Consider the following 16825-nt stretch of genomic DNA (forward strand, 5'->3'; position numbering starts at 1 on the left):
ACTGCGACCCGTTGTTTCACGTGAAACAATCGGCCTTCCGCCACAACTTCCCGCTTCCGGCTTTTGTCACTCCGGGATAGAAGTCGCGGCATGATGTCAGGGCAAGAATCGTTTGACGTGATCGTCATCGGCGGCGGCCACGCCGGCTGCGAAGCCGCGAGCGCCGCTGCGCGGATGGGTGCGCGCACAGCCTTGGTGACCCACCGTTTCGCGACCGTCGGGGCCATGTCCTGTAATCCCGCGATCGGCGGTCTCGGCAAGGGCCATCTGGTCCGCGAGGTCGACGCGCTGGATGGTCTGATGGGCCGGGTCGCGGATGCCGGAGGTATCCAGTTTCGGATGCTGAACCGCCGCAAGGGCCCGGCCGTCCGCGGGCCGCGCGCCCAGGCCGATCGCAAGCTTTACGCCGCGGCTATGCAGGCAGCGATCACCGAGACAGCCAATCTTAGCGTGATCGAGGGCGAGGCGGATGAACTCATCGTCTTGAGCGGCAGGGTGACCGGCATTCGCATGGCCGATGGCCGTGCGCTTGCGGCTGGCGCGGTCGTCATTACGACCGGAACGTTTTTGCGCGGCCTGATCCATCTCGGCGAGAAGAACTGGCCGGCCGGCCGGGTCGGCGAGGCGCCGGCGATGGGGCTTTCGGCATCCTTCGAACGCGCCGGCTTTACCCTCGGGCGCCTCAAGACCGGTACGCCCCCGCGCCTCGATGGTACGACCATCGACTGGTCGGCGGTGGAAATGCAGCCCGGCGACGAACCGCCGGAGCCGTTTTCGGTGATGACCGAGCGGATCACAACGCCGCAGATCCAGTGCGGCATTACCCGGACCACGCCGGCGACCCATGAGGTGATCCGGGCCAATGTGCACCGGTCGCCGATGTATTCCGGCCAGATCAAGAGCAGCGGACCGCGTTACTGCCCCTCGATCGAGGACAAGATCGTCCGCTTCGGCGACCGCGACGGCCACCAGATCTTTCTGGAGCCCGAAGGGTTGGATGACAGCACGGTCTATCCGAACGGCATCTCTACCTCGCTTCCCGAAGAGGTCCAGCTCGCGATCCTGGCCACCGTTCCCGGTCTTGAGCGGGTAAAGATGGTCCGGCCGGGCTATGCCATCGAATACGATCATGTCGATCCCCGCGAACTCGATCCGACCTTGCAGACCAGGCGGTTGCCCGGCCTGTTCCTGGCTGGGCAGATCAACGGCACCACCGGCTATGAAGAGGCAGCGGCGCAGGGGATTGTTGCGGGTCTCAATGCAGCATTGATGGCGAGCGGCGGTGCACCTGTCGTGTTCGACCGCGCCGACGGCTATCTCGGCGTAATGATTGACGACCTAGTGACCCGCGGGATCACCGAGCCCTATCGGATGTTCACCTCCAGGGCGGAATACCGACTGACCTTGCGCGCCGACAACGCCGACCAGCGCCTGACGGACAAGGGAATTACCCTCGGATGTGTGGGGCAGGCGCGCACCCGGCGCCATGGGGCCAAGATGGCAGCGTTGGATGCAGCCAAGTCGCTGGCCAAGTCGCTATCGATGACGCCGAACGAGGCGGCCAGGCATGGGCTGGCTCTCAATAGGGACGGCCACCGCCGCTCAGCCTTTGAACTGCTGGCCTATCCGGAGATCGAATGGTCTCATCTCAAGGGCATCTGGCCGGAGTTATCGGCCATTGACCCAGCGATCACGGTCCATCTGGAGATCGATGCGAAATACGACGTCTATCTCAAACGCCAGACCGCCGACGTCGACGCCTTCAGGCGCGACGAGGGCTTGGTTCTGACCGATATCGATTACGCTGATGTGCCGGGGCTCTCCAACGAGGCCCGTTCGAAGCTCGAGGCCGCGCGACCGCGGACAGTGGGGCAGGCGGGACGGCTTGATGGCCTGACGCCGGCGGCGCTGGGTATTTTGGCGGCTTACTTGCGGCGCGAAGTCCGGCGGAGGACAGCGAAGGCGACCGCGTAGACCCTGTTTCACGTGAAACGCAGCCGGGACAATCCCTCGACCGTCATTGTGAGGAGCGCAGCGACGAAGCAATCCACACCTGCCGCGTTGTTAGTATGGATTGCTTCGCGGAGCCTGTCATCGGGCGCGCGTTCGCGCGACCGGTTGGCTCGCAATGACGGCTTCTAAACAACCAGCGTGTCTTAACAAAATGACCAAAGCCTCCCAGCAAGCGATCTCCCCGATCCCAGCCTCCGACAAGGCCGCGGCCCTCGCACTCACCCCCGTTTCACGTGAAACGGAAGCGCGGCTGGATCGGTACGTCGCGCTATTGCTGGAATGGCAGGCCAAGACCAATCTGGTCGCGCCATCGACGCTTTCAAATCTTTGGACCCGGCATATCTCGGACTCGCTGCAGCTCTTGAGCCTCGCCCCAACGGCGAAGACCTGGACTGATCTCGGCAGTGGCGGCGGCTTTCCTGGCGTCGTGTTGGCCTGCGCGATGGCGGAGACTTCAGGTGCGCAGGTTCACTTGGTCGAGCGCAACGCCAAGAAGGCGGCCTTCCTGCGCGAGGCGCTGCGCGTGACTTCGGGGGCCGGGACAGTGCATCTGGCTGACATCGGGGATAGTGTGGATAGAATCACCGGTACCGTCGATTGCGTCACTGCCCGGGCGCTGGCTCCGTTACACCAGCTCATCGGCTTCGCAGCGCCGCTGGTGGGGAAGGGCGCCAAAGCGTTGTTTCTCAAAGGCCAAGATGTAGAGGCTGAATTGACCGAAGCCACTAAATATTGGAAGATCGAACCACGACTCCACTCCAGCCGCACCGGCGGACACGGCTGGATCGTCGAGCTCGACCGAATCGAGCGGCGCTAATCATCCGCGGCAGGATATGGTAACCGGGTATGACCGTGATTGATGAGGTTTATCAAGAGGATAGGGCGCCAACCCCGGCGGGCCATCCGCGCATATTGTCGCTCGCCAACCAGAAGGGCGGCGTCGGAAAGACCACCACCGCGATCAATCTGGGCACCGCACTCGCGGCGATCGGCGAACGCGTGCTGATCGTCGATCTCGATCCGCAGGGCAACGCCTCCACCGGTCTCGGCATCGACCGCCGCAGCCGCAGCTGCTCGACCTATGACGTGCTGATTGGCGAGGCGCCGCTGCGCGAGGCGGTGGTCGCAACCGCGGTGCCGCGTCTGCATATCGCGGCCTCCACCATGGATCTTTCCGGCCTCGAACTCGAACTGGGATCGACGCCCGGCCGCGCGTTCCGGCTGCGCGACGCGATCGCAGCGCTCAACACCGGCGCGACAGCGGAGACCGATTACACCTATGTGCTGATCGATTGCCCGCCGTCGCTCAATTTGCTCACCGTCAACGCGATGGCGGCGTCGGACGCGATCCTGGTGCCGCTGCAATGCGAATTCTTCGCGCTCGAAGGCCTGTCGCAATTGCTGCAGACGGTCGAGCAGGTGCGCTCGACGCTCAATCCGAACCTGTCGATCCACGGCATCGTGCTGACCATGTTCGACTCCCGCAACAATTTGTCGAACCAGGTCGTCGCCGACGTCCGGCAGTTCATGGGCGCGAAGGTCTACAACACCATGATCCCGCGCAACGTGCGCATCTCCGAGGCGCCGTCCTACGGCAAGCCGGTGCTGGTCTACGATCTCAAATGCGTCGGCAGCGACGCGTATCTGAAGCTTGCGACCGAAGTGATCCAGCGCGAGCGCGAGCTGCTCGCGCATTGAAGTAAGAGCCGTAGGGTGGGCAAAGGCGTCTTCGCCGTGCCCACCATCCCGCGTCGTAGAGTTTCGGTGGGCACACTTCGCTTTGCCCACCCTACGATCTGAAACAGAGATTCTAATTTCGGAGTGCTGCTACGTGAATCCAAGGGAGCTGGCGATGGCCGACGAAGCGCGTTCGCGACTGGGCCGCGGTCTTGCAAGTCTGATCGGTGATGTCGGCGGCGAGGCCGCGCATGTCGAACGGCCGCGCAATCAGCGCAAGGTGCCGATCGAATTTTTGAAACCGAATCCGCGCAACCCGCGCCGGGCTTTTTCCGATACCGAACTCGGCGAGCTCGCCGCGTCCGTCAAGCAGCATGGCGTGATCCAGCCGATCGTGGTGCGTCCGGTCAAGGGCGCCCAGGATCGCTACGAGATCATCGCCGGCGAGCGCCGCTGGCGCGCGTCGCAGCTTGCGGGCCTGCACGAGGTGCCGATCGTACCGGTCGATGTCAGCGATAGCGACGCGCTCGAGATCATGATCATCGAGAACGTGCAGCGTGAAGACCTCAATGCGATGGAAGAGGCGCAGGGCTATCACGCGCTCGCGGACGAATTCAAACGCAGCCAGGAAGACATTGCAAAAATCGTCGGCAAGAGCCGCAGCCACGTCGCCAACATGATGCGGCTGACGAAGCTGCCGGCCGAAGTTCAGGCCTATATCGCCAAGGGCGAGTTGTCGGCCGGTCATGCGCGCGCGCTGATCGGCGTGCCCGATCCGCTGGCCGCCGCCAAACGCATCGTCGAGGAAGGCCTCAACGTGCGCCAGGCCGAAGCGCTGGCGCATGATGAAGGCGTGCCGGAGCGCAAGCCGCAGAAGGCGCGCGGCGGCAAGGTAAAAGACCCCGACACGATCGCGCTGGAAAAACGCGTCAGCGATGCACTCGGTCTGACCGTGAGCGTCAACCATCGCGATCCCGGCGGCACGGTACAGATCAGCTACCGCAACCTCGAACAGCTCGACGAGGTGATGCGGCGGCTGGCGAAGGGAAATTGAGTGTCATTCCGGGGCGCGCGTCAGCGTGAGCCCGGAATCTCGCGCAACGACCTCTGGATTCCGGGTTCGCTCGTTTAACGAGCGCCCCGGAATGACGGCTTACCAATTCACCCCCGCCGCTTCGCATTCGCCGCAATCGACAGCAGCGTGCGCTGCGCGATGGCAGACGCGAGCGTTGCCTGCTTGCGCATGTCGAGTGCAGCGGTGCCAAGTTGATCGATGATGGCGGCCAGCCGCGCCGCATTGAAATTGCGTAGCGCGATTTCGACGGCACCCTTGCGGGAGAAATGCAGGCGCGGGTATCCGCTCTCGAGCAATGCCGTGACCGGGGTGCCCTCGGCCACCGCAAGCGCCGATTTGTGCAGCCATGCCGCCTGGCGCTGCGCGGCGGAGATGATCACGCCAGGATAGGTGCCGGCGATCATCGCTTTGGCGAATTCGCTTTCGACGATGGCGGGATTTCCCGCGAAGGCGCCATCCACGATCGGATCGAGTTTCAATTCGGACGCATCGGAGACGACGGTCACGACATCCTCGAGCGTCACCTCGCCCTTGCCGTGGGCATAAAGCGCTAGCTTGCGCAATTCGTTGCGCGAGGCCTGGCGGTCGCCGCCGAGCAGCGCGGTCAGGACCGCGCGCGCATCCGGCGCGATGCGCAGGCCCGAGGGCCGCAATTCCTCATCGATCAGCCGTGCGAGGTCGCGCTCGCCGTCGGGATAACAGGCAATGGCGACCGCGGTCTTGGCGCGCTCGCAGGCCTTGCGCAGCGGCGATTCCGGCCGCAGCTCGCCGGCCTCGATGACGATGCGGCAATCCTTGAGTGGAGAATCCGCGAGCGTGTCGATGCCGCTGGCAAAACTGCGCGAGCCGGCGCGCACCCGGATCGCACGGCGGCCGCCGAACAGCGGCACCGTCATCGCCTCATCGACCAGCCGCGAGGGCTCGGCCGACAATTCGTCGCCGTCGAGGCGCACCAGCGAAAACGGATCGTTGGGATCGTCGACCCCGGATGCGATCAAGGCATCGGCGCGTTCGCGCACCAGGCCAGCGTCGGGACCGTACAGCAGGATGATGGGCCGGCCGGCGTCCGGCCGGGCGAGAAAAGCGTCGATCTCTTTTCCGCGAAGCGCGACCACGCACTGACCTTGTTTGAATTTACGACGTCATTCCGGGACACGCATCTTCGCGTGGACCCGGAATCTCGATCGAACAATCTCTGGATTCCGGGTTCGCGCTTTGCGCGCCCCGGAATGACGAGGGGTTCAGGTCCCGGCGACGAAGAACGACGCCAGCCGGGTCTGGATGTTTTCCGCAATCTCTTGCGCCGCGCGATCTTCGGCATCGCGGTAGGCGCGGGAGCGGGCGAAGCGCTGGTACGAACCCGGCATGTCATATGACACGCGCGAGAAGGTCGTGCCGGTCATGACCGATTTGTTGGTCGCGAGGTCGATCAGATTGTACTGCGCGTCGATGCCGTAGTTCTCGCTGGTCGGCAGCCCCGTATTGGTGTCGACCATCAGCGACGAACGGCTGGAAGTGAACCGCAGCACCAGCCGATGGGTCGGCGGCATGCCGGTCGCATTGCCATAAAGCTTGAACGCCAGCGCGTTGCGGATTTCCACCTGGATCCGGGCTTCCCGCGACGCGTTGTTTTTGTCGACCGGCGGGACTTCCACCCCCATCAGTTTTTCGCGCAAGCCGGGGGTGCCGTCGGTATGTTCGGCGTACATCGGCTGGAAGCAGCCAGCCGTCAGCGCCGCCAGCGCGGCCACGGCCAACAGCCGAGCAACGATCCGGGTCCTAGCCAACGACATTCACGATCCTCATGGGAACAACGATCACCTTACGCACGGCCTTGCCGCCTAGAGCCAGTTTTACTGCATCGAGGGTCAAAACGGCAGCCTCAATTTCCGGATTTTGGGCGCCCCGTGGCACGGTAACATCACCCCGTTTCTTGCCGTTGACCTGAACCACCAGCGTCACCGTGTCTTCAACCAGCAAATCGCGTTCGATTTGGGGCCAATCGGCCTCCGAAATCAGCCCGGACTGGCCCAAAACCGTCCAGCACTCCTCGGCCAGATGCGGCATCATGGGCGCGAACAGTTGAACAAGGATGACCGACGCCTCCCGGACCGCCCAAGATAAATCTGGAGCGGTGTCGGGGGAGCGCGCCCCCTCCTGCCCCAGCACCTCGGCCAGCGCGTTGGCGAATTCGCGGATATGGGCGAGACAGACATTGAAATGCAGCCGCTCGATGCCGCCGGACACCTTGTCCAGGGCGCCGTGGGCGGCCTTGCGTAAGCCCAGCGCCTCGGGGCCGAAGGACCCCGGCCGGACCGCGGGGGCGGCTTTTGCGAGTTCGGCGGATTCGTTCACCAGCCGCCACAGCCGCTGCACAAAGCGCGAGGCGCCCTGCACCCGCTCGTCGCTCCAGATCACGTCGCGGTCCGGCGGCGAGTCCGACAGCATGAACCAGCGCGCGACGTCGGCGCCATAAGTCGCGATGATGTCGTCGGGGTCGACTGTGTTCTTCTTCGACTTCGACATCTTCTCGATGGCGCCGATCGAGATCTCTTCGCCTGATGTGAGCAGCGTGGCGCGCTTTCCGTTGGCGCCGGTTTCGATCCTCACCTCAGCCGGGGTGACATAGGCGCCGTCGGCCTTCTGGTAGGTCTCGTGCACCACCATGCCCTGCGTGAACATGCCGGCGAACGGCTCGTCCATGCCGATATGGCCGGTCGCCTTCATCGCGCGGGTGAAGAAGCGGCTGTACAGCAGATGCAGGATCGCGTGCTCGACGCCGCCGATATACTGGTCGACCGGCATCATCCGGTCGGCGACCGGCGGCGTGGTCGGCGCCTTCTCGTTCCAGGGATCGGTGAAGCGCGCAAAATACCAGGACGAATCCACGAACGTATCCATGGTGTCGGTTTCGCGCTGCGCTTTGCCGCCGCACTTCGGACAGCTGACGTGCTTCCAGGTCGGGTGATGGTCGAGCGCGTTGCCCGGCTTGTCGAAGGTGACATCCTCGGGCAGCACCACCGGCAAATCCTTGTCCGGCACTGGCACCACGTCGCAGGTCGGGCAGTGGATCACCGGGATCGGGCAGCCCCAATAGCGCTGCCGCGAAATGCCCCAGTCGCGCAGGCGAAAATTCACCTGGCGCTCGCCGACCGCCCCCACCCTTCCCTCCCCCGCTTGCGGGGGAGGGTTAGGGAGGGGGCGCAGCTCGGCTTCCAGCCGTTTTGCGACCTCTTCCTTGGCCTGCTCGATGGTCATGCCATCGAGGAAGCGCGAATTGATCATGCGTCCTTCACCGTCATAGGCAGTGTCGGTGATCACGAACGTCTTAGGGTCCTGACCTTCGGGACAGACCACCGGTATATTGCCGAGCCCGTATTTGTTGACGAAATCGAGGTCGCGCTGGTCGTGCGCCGGGCAGCCGAAGATCGCGCCGGTGCCGTATTCCATCAGCACGAAGTTGGCGACATAGACCGGCAGCTTCCAGTTCGGATCGAACGGATGCACCGCGCGGATGCCGGTATCAAAACCCTGCTTCTCGGCGGTGTCGATGATTTCCTGTGCGGTGCCGATCCGCTTTACGTCCGCGATGAATTCGGCGAGCTTTGGATTCCTGGCGGCTGCAGCAATCGCCAGCGGATGATCCGCCGCGATCGCCATGAATTTGGCGCCGAACAGCGTGTCCGGGCGTGTGGTGAAAATCTTCAACTCGCTCTCGCCCGCGGGCGTTGTCGCCGGGTCGAGCGCAAAACGCACCAGCAGGCCTTCGGAACGGCCGATCCAGTTGCGCTGCATCAGCCGCACCTTGTCGGGCCAGCGGTCCAGCCCATCGAGCGCGTCCAATAGTTCTTGCGAGTAGTTCGTGATCTTGAAGACCCACTGGTTCATCTCGCGCTGCTCAACCACGGCGCCGGAACGCCAGCCACGGCCGTCGATCACCTGCTCGTTGGCGAGCACGGTCATGTCGACCGGATCCCAGTTGATCTTGCGCTTCTCGCGCTCGGCCAGGCCCACGCGCAGAAAATCCAGGAACATCTTCTGCTGATGCTTGTAGTAGCTGGGGTCGCAGGTCGCGAATTCGCGTGACCAGTCGAGCGACAGCCCGATCGACTGCAGCTGCTTTTTCATCGCGGCGATGTTGTCGTAGGTCCAGGCCTTGGGCGCGACCTTGCGCTCGATCGCGGCGTTCTCGGCGGGCAGGCCGAACGCATCCCAGCCCATCGGGTGCAGCACGTTGAACCCCTTGGCCCGCATGAACCGCGCCAGCACGTCGCCCAGCGTGTAGTTCCGGACATGCCCGATATGGATGCGCCCGGACGGATAGGGGAACATCTCGAGCACGTAATATTTCGGCCGCGGATCGTCGTTTTTGGAGGCGAAGATCGCCTTTTCATCCCACTGGCGTTGCCAGCGCGGTTCGGAATCACGGGCGTTATAGCGTTCGGAGGTCATGAAATCGCTGGGCTTTTTCGGGTTTTGCGGCCATTCAAAAGACGGCGGACTAGGCCATAAAAGGCCATGATGGGTCAATGGGTTGGAGGATGTCGACGGCGCCTTGCGGACGCCGGCGGAAGTGCAACCAATCGGATTGAGGTGCACTTAATGAATTTGTGAGACCTTGCCCATGAAGAGGGCATTTTGTCCCTTATGGCAGGGAAACCAGCGATACCGTGACCGCCGCGTTCGACGAGCTCGATTTCGAATACGCGACGTCGGTCGCGGAAAAAGCCATGCGGTCGATGGCTGAACAGCGCGTGCCACCGACACCGAACAATTTTCACGTCTGGTTCAAATATTCCCTCGGCACACCACCCGAACTCAGGCGGGCAATCGACATCCTGATCGGCAACAAGCTGAAGTTCAACGTTGCCGTCAATCAAGACCTGTTCGAGACCTATGTCGGGTCGAAAGGGGCGGATGACGCGGTGGCTCATGACGTCTCCCAGCAACTGCATTCGGTGATGACGTCAGCCAAGCAGTTTCTGACCACCGCCATCGCCGACAACCGTACGCAAATGGCTGCTATCAGCGACGTCACCGCGCAGACCGAGGCCGGCGTCGATCCAAAACCGCTGGTCGAAAGCCTGATGAACGAGCTGGCCAAGGCGGCGACCCGCGCCACCAAGCTCGAAGCCAGCTTTGCCGAGAAATCGCGTGAACTCGACACGATCCGCGATTCCCTGAACAAGTCCGAGGAGCGCGCCAGGACCGATACACTGACCGGTCTGCCGAACCGCCGGGCGTTGGACGAGTTTTTCCGGCAGGCTCAGATCGCGGCGATGGAACAAGGCGACCCGCTCAGCGCGTTGTTGATCGACATCGATCACTTCAAGCGTTTCAACGACGAGTACGGCCACGGCGTCGGAGACCATGTGCTGCGGTTGATGGCGAAGGTACTGCGAGAGGGCGTTCGCGAGATCGACCTTCCAGCACGATATGGCGGCGAAGAACTGATCGCCGTGCTCCCCGGCGCGGATCTCGCCACCTGCGCGACGGTTGCCGAGCGCATTCGCCGCTTGATCTCGGAATGCCATCTTAGCCGCCGTTCGACCGGCGAGGCGCTGCCCGGCATCACGGTTTCGATCGGCGTTGGACAGTTTCAACTGGGCGAGTCGATGGCCGATCTGATCGATCGGTGCGATCGCGCACTGTATGTCGCCAAACGAGGTGGCCGTAACCGCGTCGTGACCGAGAACGAACTCGATCTCGGGCTCAGGGCCGGGTGAGAGCCCGATTCATCCGGGTGAATCGGACCCCTCGCCCATCGCTTTGCCGGAGCATCTCATTCGCAAATGTGAAATCTGGATCGGGCTTGCGGGCAGATTGTTCGGGATGAAGCCTCACCCCGCCAGCGCCATCCCGGCTTCGTCCACCATCCGCACGAAGCCGTGCTCGACCACGGCGTTGCGACCGCGGTGTTTGGCGGCGTAGAGGGCGGCATCCGCGGCCTCGATCAGGTCGCCGGAGCTCTGGCTGTCGTTCGGTCTTGTGCAGGCGACGCCGACGCTGACGGTGACGGTCTGGTGGCTGGAGGTCGCGTGCGGCAGGCCAAGAACCTGGACCGCGGCGCGCACCATCTCGCCGATCTCGAGCGCGCGGGCGGTTTCGGTGTTCGGCAGCAGCAGGCAGAACTCCTCGCCGCCGTAGCGTCCGGCAAACCCCACGGTGTCGGCGGCGATCACGGCAAGCGTTTCGCCGAGCCTGGAGAGACAGGCGTCGCCTTCGGGGTGGCCATAGGTGTCGTTGTAGAGCTTGAAGTGATCGACATCGATCATCAGGAGCGACAGCTCGCTGTCATATTGCTGCGCCTTCATCCACTCGAAATCCAGACGGCTCTGGAAGCCGCGCCGGTTGGCGAGGCCCGACAGCATGTCGATCGAGGCCATCACGGTGAGCCGGTCGTTGGTCGCGACCAGCTCGCGCTCGCGCTGGCTGAGCTGGGCCGCCATCGCGTTGAAGGCGCGGGCCAATGGAACGAATTCCGAAGGCAGGCGGCTGCGCGCGACGCGGGCCGACCAGTCGCCCTCGCCGAACCGTCTTGCCATTCCGGTCATGAGTTCGATCGGTCCGATGATGAGCTTCTCCGCGCCGACCAGCGCGCCAAGCAGCACGAACAGGCAGACGAAGCCGAGCTGCAGATAGGCGGTGCGGATCTCGCGATTGATTGCGGCCGTCACCCTGGCCTCGTCGATGCTGACGATCAGACGCGATTGCGTGCCGGGAATGCGCGCAAAGCTGATCGTGCGCTTCGAGCCGTCGGAAGCGGTGAATGAAAGCGAGCCCGTCGGCGCGTCGGAGCCGAGCGCTTTCTCGGCGATCGCCGCCAACAGCGGTACGTTGTCGAGCGGCCGGCCGATCATGCTGGACTGATCCGAGGGGGCTGCGATCACGACGCCGGTGCTGTCGACCAGCAGGGACGAAATTCCCGGACGCCCTCCGAGATTGGTCATGATCTTCGACAGCCAGTCGATATTGATGCCGGCGACGACGACGGCGTCTTCCTCCGGATTGATTGCGGCCACCGGATAGGCGGCCAGCATCATCGGCCGGCCGTTGGTCTTGCCGAACAGATAGTCGCTGAAAACGAAGTCGCGGGTCGCCTGTGTCTTCTTGAAATACTCGCGGTCGCCGAGGCTGAGCCCCACCTGCATGTTCAGGGTCGAGCACTGCACCAGCCCGTCCTTGCTGACGAACATGATGCTGCGGATCCAGGGCAGGTTGGTCGGCAGGCTGGCGCGCAGGATTTCGCAGCTTCGTGCGATGCCGCCGGAGGCGCGGATATAGGCCGCCGATTTCAGCATCGTCTCGACCGAGGAGATCACTTCGCGCTGGGTGTCGGCGCTGTGCTGGGTGATGTTGGCGAATTCCTCCGAAGCCGCCGCGATCTGTTTGGCGCGGGTGTCTTCGAGCGAACGGGCGCGTTCCAGCATCAAGGGCGCCACCAGGATCACCGCCAGCAGCGCCAGCCGCGCACGGATTCCCAGAAGCTTCTTGAGTTTCACCCTGTTGCGGTTGAAAGTAACGCCAGACATCTTTGCCCCCTGCCCCGGGGCCAAGCTAGTGCGAAGGGTTCAAAAAGCCTTTCCCGAACTTGGTAAAATTGGAACAAACCCCGTAAAGTTACGATCCGATAGACGACATGACGCCGGAAACGACAAATTTGCTAACCTCACCTTTACCAAACGGTCTCGCGACGGTGGAGCATGAGATCGCGCGCGCCTGCAAGGAAGCGCGCCGCGATCGCGCGTCGGTAACCCTGATCGCGGTATCGAAGACATTCGACGCCGCCGCCATTTCGCCTGTTATCGACGCCGGACAACGCGTTTTCGGCGAAAACCGGGTGCAGGAGGCCAAGGCGAAATGGCCAGGGTTAATGTCTGACCACCCCGGCCTCGCGCTGCATCTGATCGGGCCGCTGCAATCCAACAAGGCCAAGGAGGCCGTGGCGCTGTTCGACGCCATCCATTCGGTCGATCGCCCGAGCATTTGCGAAGCGTTAGCCAAGGAAATCAATTTTCAGAAAAAGCAGCCGGAATTGTTCGTCCAGCTTAATACCGGCGAAGAACCGCAGAAGGCTGGCGTCGCGCCCGGCGAGGCCGACGCCTTCATCGCGGGCTGCCGGGAGAAATATGGCCTGGCGATTTCCGGCCTGATGTGCATCCCGCCGGTCAACGAGGCGCCGGCGCCGCATTTCGCGCTGACCGCGAAGATCGCCGCGCGCAACGGATTGAAGAATCTGTCGATGGGCATGAGCGCCGATTTTGCGATCGCGATCCAGATAGGCGCAACGCACATACGCGTGGGCTCGGCGATCTTCGGGCATCGGTGACAGCCTACGCAAACCCCACCGACACCTTCCCAAGCACGCCGAAATCCGCCGCGAAAACGTCCCCGGACTGAATCGGCAGCGGTGGATGGCAGGTGCCTGTCGTCACCACCTCGCCTGCTCTCAACGTCACACCAAGCGCGCGCAATTCATTGGCGAGCCAGGCGAGCGCGATCCTGGGATCGCCGAGCACGTTCTTGCCGTGCCCGACATAGCGTTGTCCGCGCAACGTAATGACCGGCCTCTCCTCGACGAGATCGCGCGCGCGCCAGTCGGTAGCCGTCGGCGCGCCCAGCACGAACAGGTGCGCGCAGGCATTGTCGGCGATGATTTGCGCGGCGCCGGCGCGCACGAAATCCGCAAAACGCGAATCCGGAATCTCGATCGCCGGATGCAGCGTGTCGACCGCGTCCAGAACCTCCTGCACCGTGTAGGGCGCCGGCCGCGGCGGCAGGTCTCTCGCCATGCGAAAGGCGAATTCCGGCTCGCCGACGCGCATTTCATTTCCGGCCATCGAAGCGGTGCCGCCATCCGGTATGATCGTCTCAGGCAGGATGCGTCCGGCCATCGGGCCCTCGACATTGATGTGCTTCTGGCCCGCCTCGCTGGTGGCCGCGATTTTCCAGCCGAACAATTCTCCGCTCGAATAATTCTCGATCGCCGCTTGAATGGCGTAGCCCTCGGCGCGATCGCGTGGCCGCAGCGAAGCGTCGAGCGCGTCGAACTTGGTCCCGGCGCGCCAATGATCGTGCAGGATACTGGATGCCGCGGCGATCTGGTTCTTGTCGAGCATGGTTTGATTTCCGAAAACGCTAGTTTTTGTTTGACGCGTTTTCTTCACGCGAACCGGCACCCACTTCGCTCGAAAACGCTATGACCCGATGATGATCTTGGTCTGCCGGCTCATCCGCCGCAACAGCCGCAGCATGGAGGACTTCGTCATCGACACGCATCCCGCCGTGGCTGAAAAGTTCGCGCGCGCCAGATGCAAGAACACCGCGCTGCCGCGGCCGGCGATACGCGGGGCGCTGTTGTGATCGATCTCGACGATGAAATCGTAGAGGTGATCCTCGCGCGTGAGCCGGTCGCCGGCCTGATCGCGGCTGAGCCGCATCGGCTGATTGTAATGGCGGTCGTTTGGGTCCTCGCACCAGGCGTCATCGGGCCGGATCGGGCGCACCGGCAGGTAGGTCCGCGGCCGTGGGTGACGGTCGGCGCGCCACCATAATTGCCGGGGATAGAAGGTCCCTTTGGGGGTGCCGCCATCGCCTTCGCGCTTGTTGGCGAGGATGCCCCCGCGACCAAGTGCCACCGGCGCGGTCCAGCCATCCGCGGTCAGCCAGCCCCGGCGCGGGTCGCCGGCGGCGGGGTGAACCCTGATAGCCGAGAGCGGCCGATCACGGGCAACTGTCTCATAAGTGATTGAAAAATTGGGGTTTATCATGAGAATCGCTCTAATCCCGGGTTGCCTCCCCAGCCTCGATTGTTCTATCTGGCGCCATTACAGGACATTCATCCAAAGGCGTGCCGATTTTGGGATAGAGTGCGGCCTGCTTGTGAATCGGTAACAATCGCCTACCTGTGTACGAATCTAACTATCAAGTCTCGGCCAAAAGCGCTTCCGCTTGTGCCGCCGCCTGCCCCAAGAGGATGGTAACCTATGGCCAATGCCCGCAAGATCCTGATCGTGGATGACGATACCGATCTGCGCGATACGCTGGTCGAGCAGCTGTCGCTGCACGAGGAATTCGAAGCCTCCGCGGTCGATACCGGCGCCAAGGGCGCCAGCGCGGCCAAGGCCAATGCCCCCGATCTCGTGCTGATGGATGTCGGGCTGCCCGATACCGACGGGCGCGAGGTTGTCCGGTCCCTGCGAAAGGGCGGCTTCAAGGCGCCGATCATCATGCTGACCGGCCACGACACCGATTCGGACACCATTTTGGGCCTCGAATCCGGCGCCAACGACTATGTCGCAAAGCCGTTCCGGTTTGCGGTGCTGCTGGCCCGGATCCGGGCGCAGCTGCGCCAGCACGAGGCCAGCGAGGACGCGGTATTTTCCGTCGGCCCCTACTCTTTCCGCCCCGGCTCCAAGATGCTGACCGGCGCCAATGCCCGAAAGGTGCGGCTGACCGAGAAGGAAACCGCGATCCTGCGTTTTCTCTATCGCGCCGGCCAGCTGCCGGTGTCGCGCGAGACGCTGCTGCAGGAAGTGTGGGGCTATAATTCGGGCGTCACCACCCATACCCTGGAAACGCACATCTACCGGCTCAGGCAGAAGATCGAAAAAGATGCTGCCAATCCCGAGATCCTGGTGACGGAAGCCGGTGGCTACAAGCTGGTGCCGTGATACGATTCGGTTCACGAATCGTAACTCTTTGCGCATCCCGGTCACCGGTCCCGTATGTCGATCGAAGATGATGTAGCCCTGCTCGAGCGGGTCCCGACATTGCGCCTGTTGGGCAATACGGCGCTGCGCATGCTGGCGATCGGCTCGGAACAGCGCGATTTTGCGCGCGGCGACCGCCTGTTCAATGCCGGCGACGACGCGGATGCGGGCTATATCGTGCAGCGCGGCGCCTTCCGGGTCGAGGATGGCGGCGCCGAGATCATCGCCGGTCCCGGCGCCCTGATCGGCGAGCTCGCTTTGATCGTCGCGATGCGGCGGCCGTCCACGGCGATCGCGATCGAACATTCCACCGTGCTCAGGGTTGCGCGCAGCCTGTTTCAGCGCGTGCTCGAAAGCGACCCCGCCGCGGCCCGCCGCCTGCGCGACGAGCTCGCCACCCGCACCAGCCAGCTCGCCAGCGACATTTTGATGGCGGGTGCAAAGCTGAGTATCTGACCGCAATCACACCTCCAGCGTCACCGTCACCGGGACATGGTCCGACGGCCGCTCCCAGCCGCGCGCATCCCGCGTGATCCTGAAATCGCTGACACCGTCCTTCAGCGCCCGCGAGACCCAGATGTGGTCGAGCCGGCGGCCGCGGTCGCCGACGGTCCAGTCGGCGGCGCGGTAGCTCCACCAGGTGTAGACCTTCTCCGAAAGCGGAATGCGCATCCGGGCGACGTCGAACCATTCGCCGTGCGTCTGGGCGGCCAGAAGTTTTTCCGTCTCGATCGGGGTGTGCGACACGACTTTCAACAATTGCTTGTGCGACCAGACGTCGTTCTCATGCGGCGCCACGTTGAGATCGCCGACCAGGATATGCCGGTCGTCGCCGCGCGGATGCAGCGGCTCGCAGGCTTTCATCTCGTCGAGAAATTTCAGCTTGTGGTCGAACTTCGGATTGAGCGCGGGATCGGGAATATCGCCGCCGGCCGGGACGTAGAAATTGTGCAGCACCAGCGGCTTTGCGAGCTGCGCCTTCTCGCCGAATGAAACCGAGATATGCCGAGAATCGATGTTGTCACAGAAGGTTCTTGCATCCTTGCTCTCGAACGGCAGCTTCGAGACGATGGCGACGCCGTGATAGCCCTTCTGCCCGTTCAGCGCGACGTGCTCGTAGCCCAAGCGCTTGAAGCGCTTCAGCGGGAAGGCATCGTCGATGCATTTGGTTTCCTGCAGGCACAGCACGTCCGGCCGCACCGACTTGAGAAACCTGGCGACGAGATCGATGCGCAGGCGCACCGAGTTGATATTCCACGTTGTCAGGGAGAAGTGCATGAGAACCGCGTCTTACCACGGTTCGTGCTGCGGTTTTCCAGCTCTCCACAGGTAAGCGAACGCGCAAGGC

Annotated in this window: 15 protein-coding genes; 8 read left to right on the forward strand and 7 right to left on the reverse strand. The window is 63.3% G+C overall.

Annotated elements, in window-relative coordinates; genetic code table 11:
• Positions 1–90 precede the first annotated feature (90 nt).
• The 4 genes from mnmG (at position 91) to V1289_RS20775 (ending at position 4744) form a co-directional block, all read left to right on the forward strand.
• On the forward strand, positions 91–1974 hold the full coding sequence (mnmG, locus tag V1289_RS20760) for a tRNA uridine-5-carboxymethylaminomethyl(34) synthesis enzyme MnmG (RefSeq protein WP_334398611.1): 1884 nt from the start codon (positions 91–93) through the stop codon (positions 1972–1974).
• 190 nt (positions 1975–2164) lie between these two features.
• Positions 2165–2830 (forward strand): 16S rRNA (guanine(527)-N(7))-methyltransferase RsmG, encoded by a 666-nt coding sequence (rsmG, locus tag V1289_RS20765; RefSeq protein WP_334407577.1) that lies wholly within the window; start codon positions 2165–2167, stop codon positions 2828–2830.
• Positions 2831–2859: 29 nt separating this feature from the next.
• Positions 2860–3711 (forward strand): ParA family protein, encoded by an 852-nt coding sequence (locus V1289_RS20770; protein ID WP_309180946.1) that lies wholly within the window; start codon positions 2860–2862, stop codon positions 3709–3711.
• Between the two features lie 154 nt (positions 3712–3865).
• On the forward strand, positions 3866–4744 hold the full coding sequence (locus V1289_RS20775; RefSeq protein WP_334398612.1) for a ParB/RepB/Spo0J family partition protein: 879 nt from the start codon (positions 3866–3868) through the stop codon (positions 4742–4744).
• Positions 4745–4851: 107 nt separating this feature from the next.
• Here V1289_RS20775 and holA read toward each other — a convergent pair whose 3' ends face one another.
• The 3 genes from holA to leuS form a co-directional block, all read right to left on the reverse strand.
• A complete protein-coding gene (holA, locus tag V1289_RS20780) occupies positions 4852–5880 on the reverse strand; it encodes a DNA polymerase III subunit delta (RefSeq protein WP_334398613.1) in 1029 nt (342 codons plus the stop codon).
• Between the two features lie 126 nt (positions 5881–6006).
• On the reverse strand, positions 6007–6558 hold the full coding sequence (gene lptE / locus V1289_RS20785; protein WP_334398614.1) for an LPS assembly lipoprotein LptE: 552 nt from the start codon (positions 6556–6558) through the stop codon (positions 6007–6009).
• Positions 6545–9217 carry a leucine--tRNA ligase gene (gene leuS / locus V1289_RS20790; protein ID WP_334398615.1) on the reverse strand — a complete coding sequence of 891 codons (2673 nt, stop codon included), beginning with the start codon at positions 9215–9217 and terminating at the stop codon, positions 6545–6547. Before leuS ends, lptE begins: the two co-directional genes overlap by 14 nt.
• 287 nt (positions 9218–9504) lie before the next feature.
• On the opposite strand from leuS, the gene V1289_RS20795 reads away from it, so the two are divergent.
• Entirely contained in the window at positions 9505–10491 is a 987-nt protein-coding gene (locus V1289_RS20795; protein WP_334407579.1) for a GGDEF domain-containing protein, read from the forward strand.
• A gap of 114 nt (positions 10492–10605) precedes the next feature.
• On the opposite strand, the gene V1289_RS20800 is transcribed toward V1289_RS20795, so the two are convergent.
• Positions 10606–12297, reverse strand: coding sequence for a diguanylate cyclase domain-containing protein (locus V1289_RS20800; RefSeq protein WP_334398616.1), 1692 nt, complete (start codon positions 12295–12297; stop codon positions 10606–10608).
• 128 nt (positions 12298–12425) lie between these two features.
• Between V1289_RS20800 and V1289_RS20805 the strand changes: the two genes are divergently transcribed.
• Positions 12426–13094 carry a YggS family pyridoxal phosphate-dependent enzyme gene (locus tag V1289_RS20805; RefSeq protein ID WP_442896046.1) on the forward strand — a complete coding sequence of 223 codons (669 nt, stop codon included), beginning with the start codon at positions 12426–12428 and terminating at the stop codon, positions 13092–13094.
• A 4-nt stretch (positions 13095–13098) separates the two neighbouring features.
• Here the strand turns inward: V1289_RS20805 and V1289_RS20810 are convergent, their stop codons facing one another.
• Together V1289_RS20810 and V1289_RS20815 are read right to left on the reverse strand one after the other, a co-directional pair.
• Complete coding sequence (locus tag V1289_RS20810; RefSeq protein WP_334398618.1) at positions 13099–13884, reverse strand: 2-keto-4-pentenoate hydratase; 786 nt, start codon at positions 13882–13884, stop codon at positions 13099–13101.
• 78 nt (positions 13885–13962) lie between these two features.
• The gene (locus V1289_RS20815) at positions 13963–14535 is read right to left on the reverse strand and encodes a L,D-transpeptidase family protein (RefSeq protein ID WP_334398619.1); all 573 of its coding nucleotides are present in this window, start codon (positions 14533–14535) and stop codon (positions 13963–13965) included.
• 216 nt (positions 14536–14751) lie between these two features.
• Between V1289_RS20815 and V1289_RS20820 the strand changes: the two genes are divergently transcribed.
• Together V1289_RS20820 and V1289_RS20825 are read left to right on the forward strand one after the other, a co-directional pair.
• Positions 14752–15438 carry a response regulator transcription factor gene (locus V1289_RS20820; protein ID WP_074272068.1) on the forward strand — a complete coding sequence of 229 codons (687 nt, stop codon included), beginning with the start codon at positions 14752–14754 and terminating at the stop codon, positions 15436–15438.
• A 54-nt stretch (positions 15439–15492) separates the two neighbouring features.
• A complete protein-coding gene (locus V1289_RS20825; protein ID WP_309180955.1) occupies positions 15493–15933 on the forward strand; it encodes a cyclic nucleotide-binding domain-containing protein in 441 nt (146 codons plus the stop codon).
• A gap of 6 nt (positions 15934–15939) precedes the next feature.
• Here the strand turns inward: V1289_RS20825 and V1289_RS20830 are convergent, their stop codons facing one another.
• Positions 15940–16755, reverse strand: a complete 816-nt coding sequence (locus V1289_RS20830) for an exodeoxyribonuclease III (protein WP_334398620.1) — start codon at positions 16753–16755, stop codon at positions 15940–15942.
• Between the last annotated feature and the right edge of the window lie 70 nt (positions 16756–16825).

Origin of the sequence: Bradyrhizobium sp. AZCC 2289 (genome assembly GCF_036924615.1) — a bacterium.
Taxonomy (GTDB): Bacteria; Pseudomonadota; Alphaproteobacteria; order Rhizobiales; family Xanthobacteraceae; genus Bradyrhizobium.

Coding starts and splice junctions, on each gene's coding strand:
- V1289_RS20825 (WP_309180955.1), top strand. CDS start 15,493: ATGTCGATCGAAGATGATGTAGCCCTGCTCGAGCGGGTCCCGACATTG.
- V1289_RS20815 (WP_334398619.1), bottom strand. CDS start 14,535: ATGATAAACCCCAATTTTTCAATCACTTATGAGACAGTTGCCCGTGAT.
- leuS (WP_334398615.1), bottom strand. CDS start 9,217: ATGACCTCCGAACGCTATAACGCCCGTGATTCCGAACCGCGCTGGCAA.
- mnmG (WP_334398611.1), top strand. CDS start 91: ATGATGTCAGGGCAAGAATCGTTTGACGTGATCGTCATCGGCGGCGGC.
- V1289_RS20770 (WP_309180946.1), top strand. CDS start 2,860: ATGACCGTGATTGATGAGGTTTATCAAGAGGATAGGGCGCCAACCCCG.
- lptE (WP_334398614.1), bottom strand. CDS start 6,558: ATGTCGTTGGCTAGGACCCGGATCGTTGCTCGGCTGTTGGCCGTGGCC.
- V1289_RS20810 (WP_334398618.1), bottom strand. CDS start 13,884: ATGCTCGACAAGAACCAGATCGCCGCGGCATCCAGTATCCTGCACGAT.
- V1289_RS20820 (WP_074272068.1), top strand. CDS start 14,752: ATGGCCAATGCCCGCAAGATCCTGATCGTGGATGACGATACCGATCTG.
- V1289_RS20800 (WP_334398616.1), bottom strand. CDS start 12,297: ATGTCTGGCGTTACTTTCAACCGCAACAGGGTGAAACTCAAGAAGCTT.
- V1289_RS20775 (WP_334398612.1), top strand. CDS start 3,866: ATGGCCGACGAAGCGCGTTCGCGACTGGGCCGCGGTCTTGCAAGTCTG.
- V1289_RS20830 (WP_334398620.1), bottom strand. CDS start 16,755: ATGCACTTCTCCCTGACAACGTGGAATATCAACTCGGTGCGCCTGCGC.
- rsmG (WP_334407577.1), top strand. CDS start 2,165: ATGACCAAAGCCTCCCAGCAAGCGATCTCCCCGATCCCAGCCTCCGAC.
- V1289_RS20795 (WP_334407579.1), top strand. CDS start 9,505: ATGGCTGAACAGCGCGTGCCACCGACACCGAACAATTTTCACGTCTGG.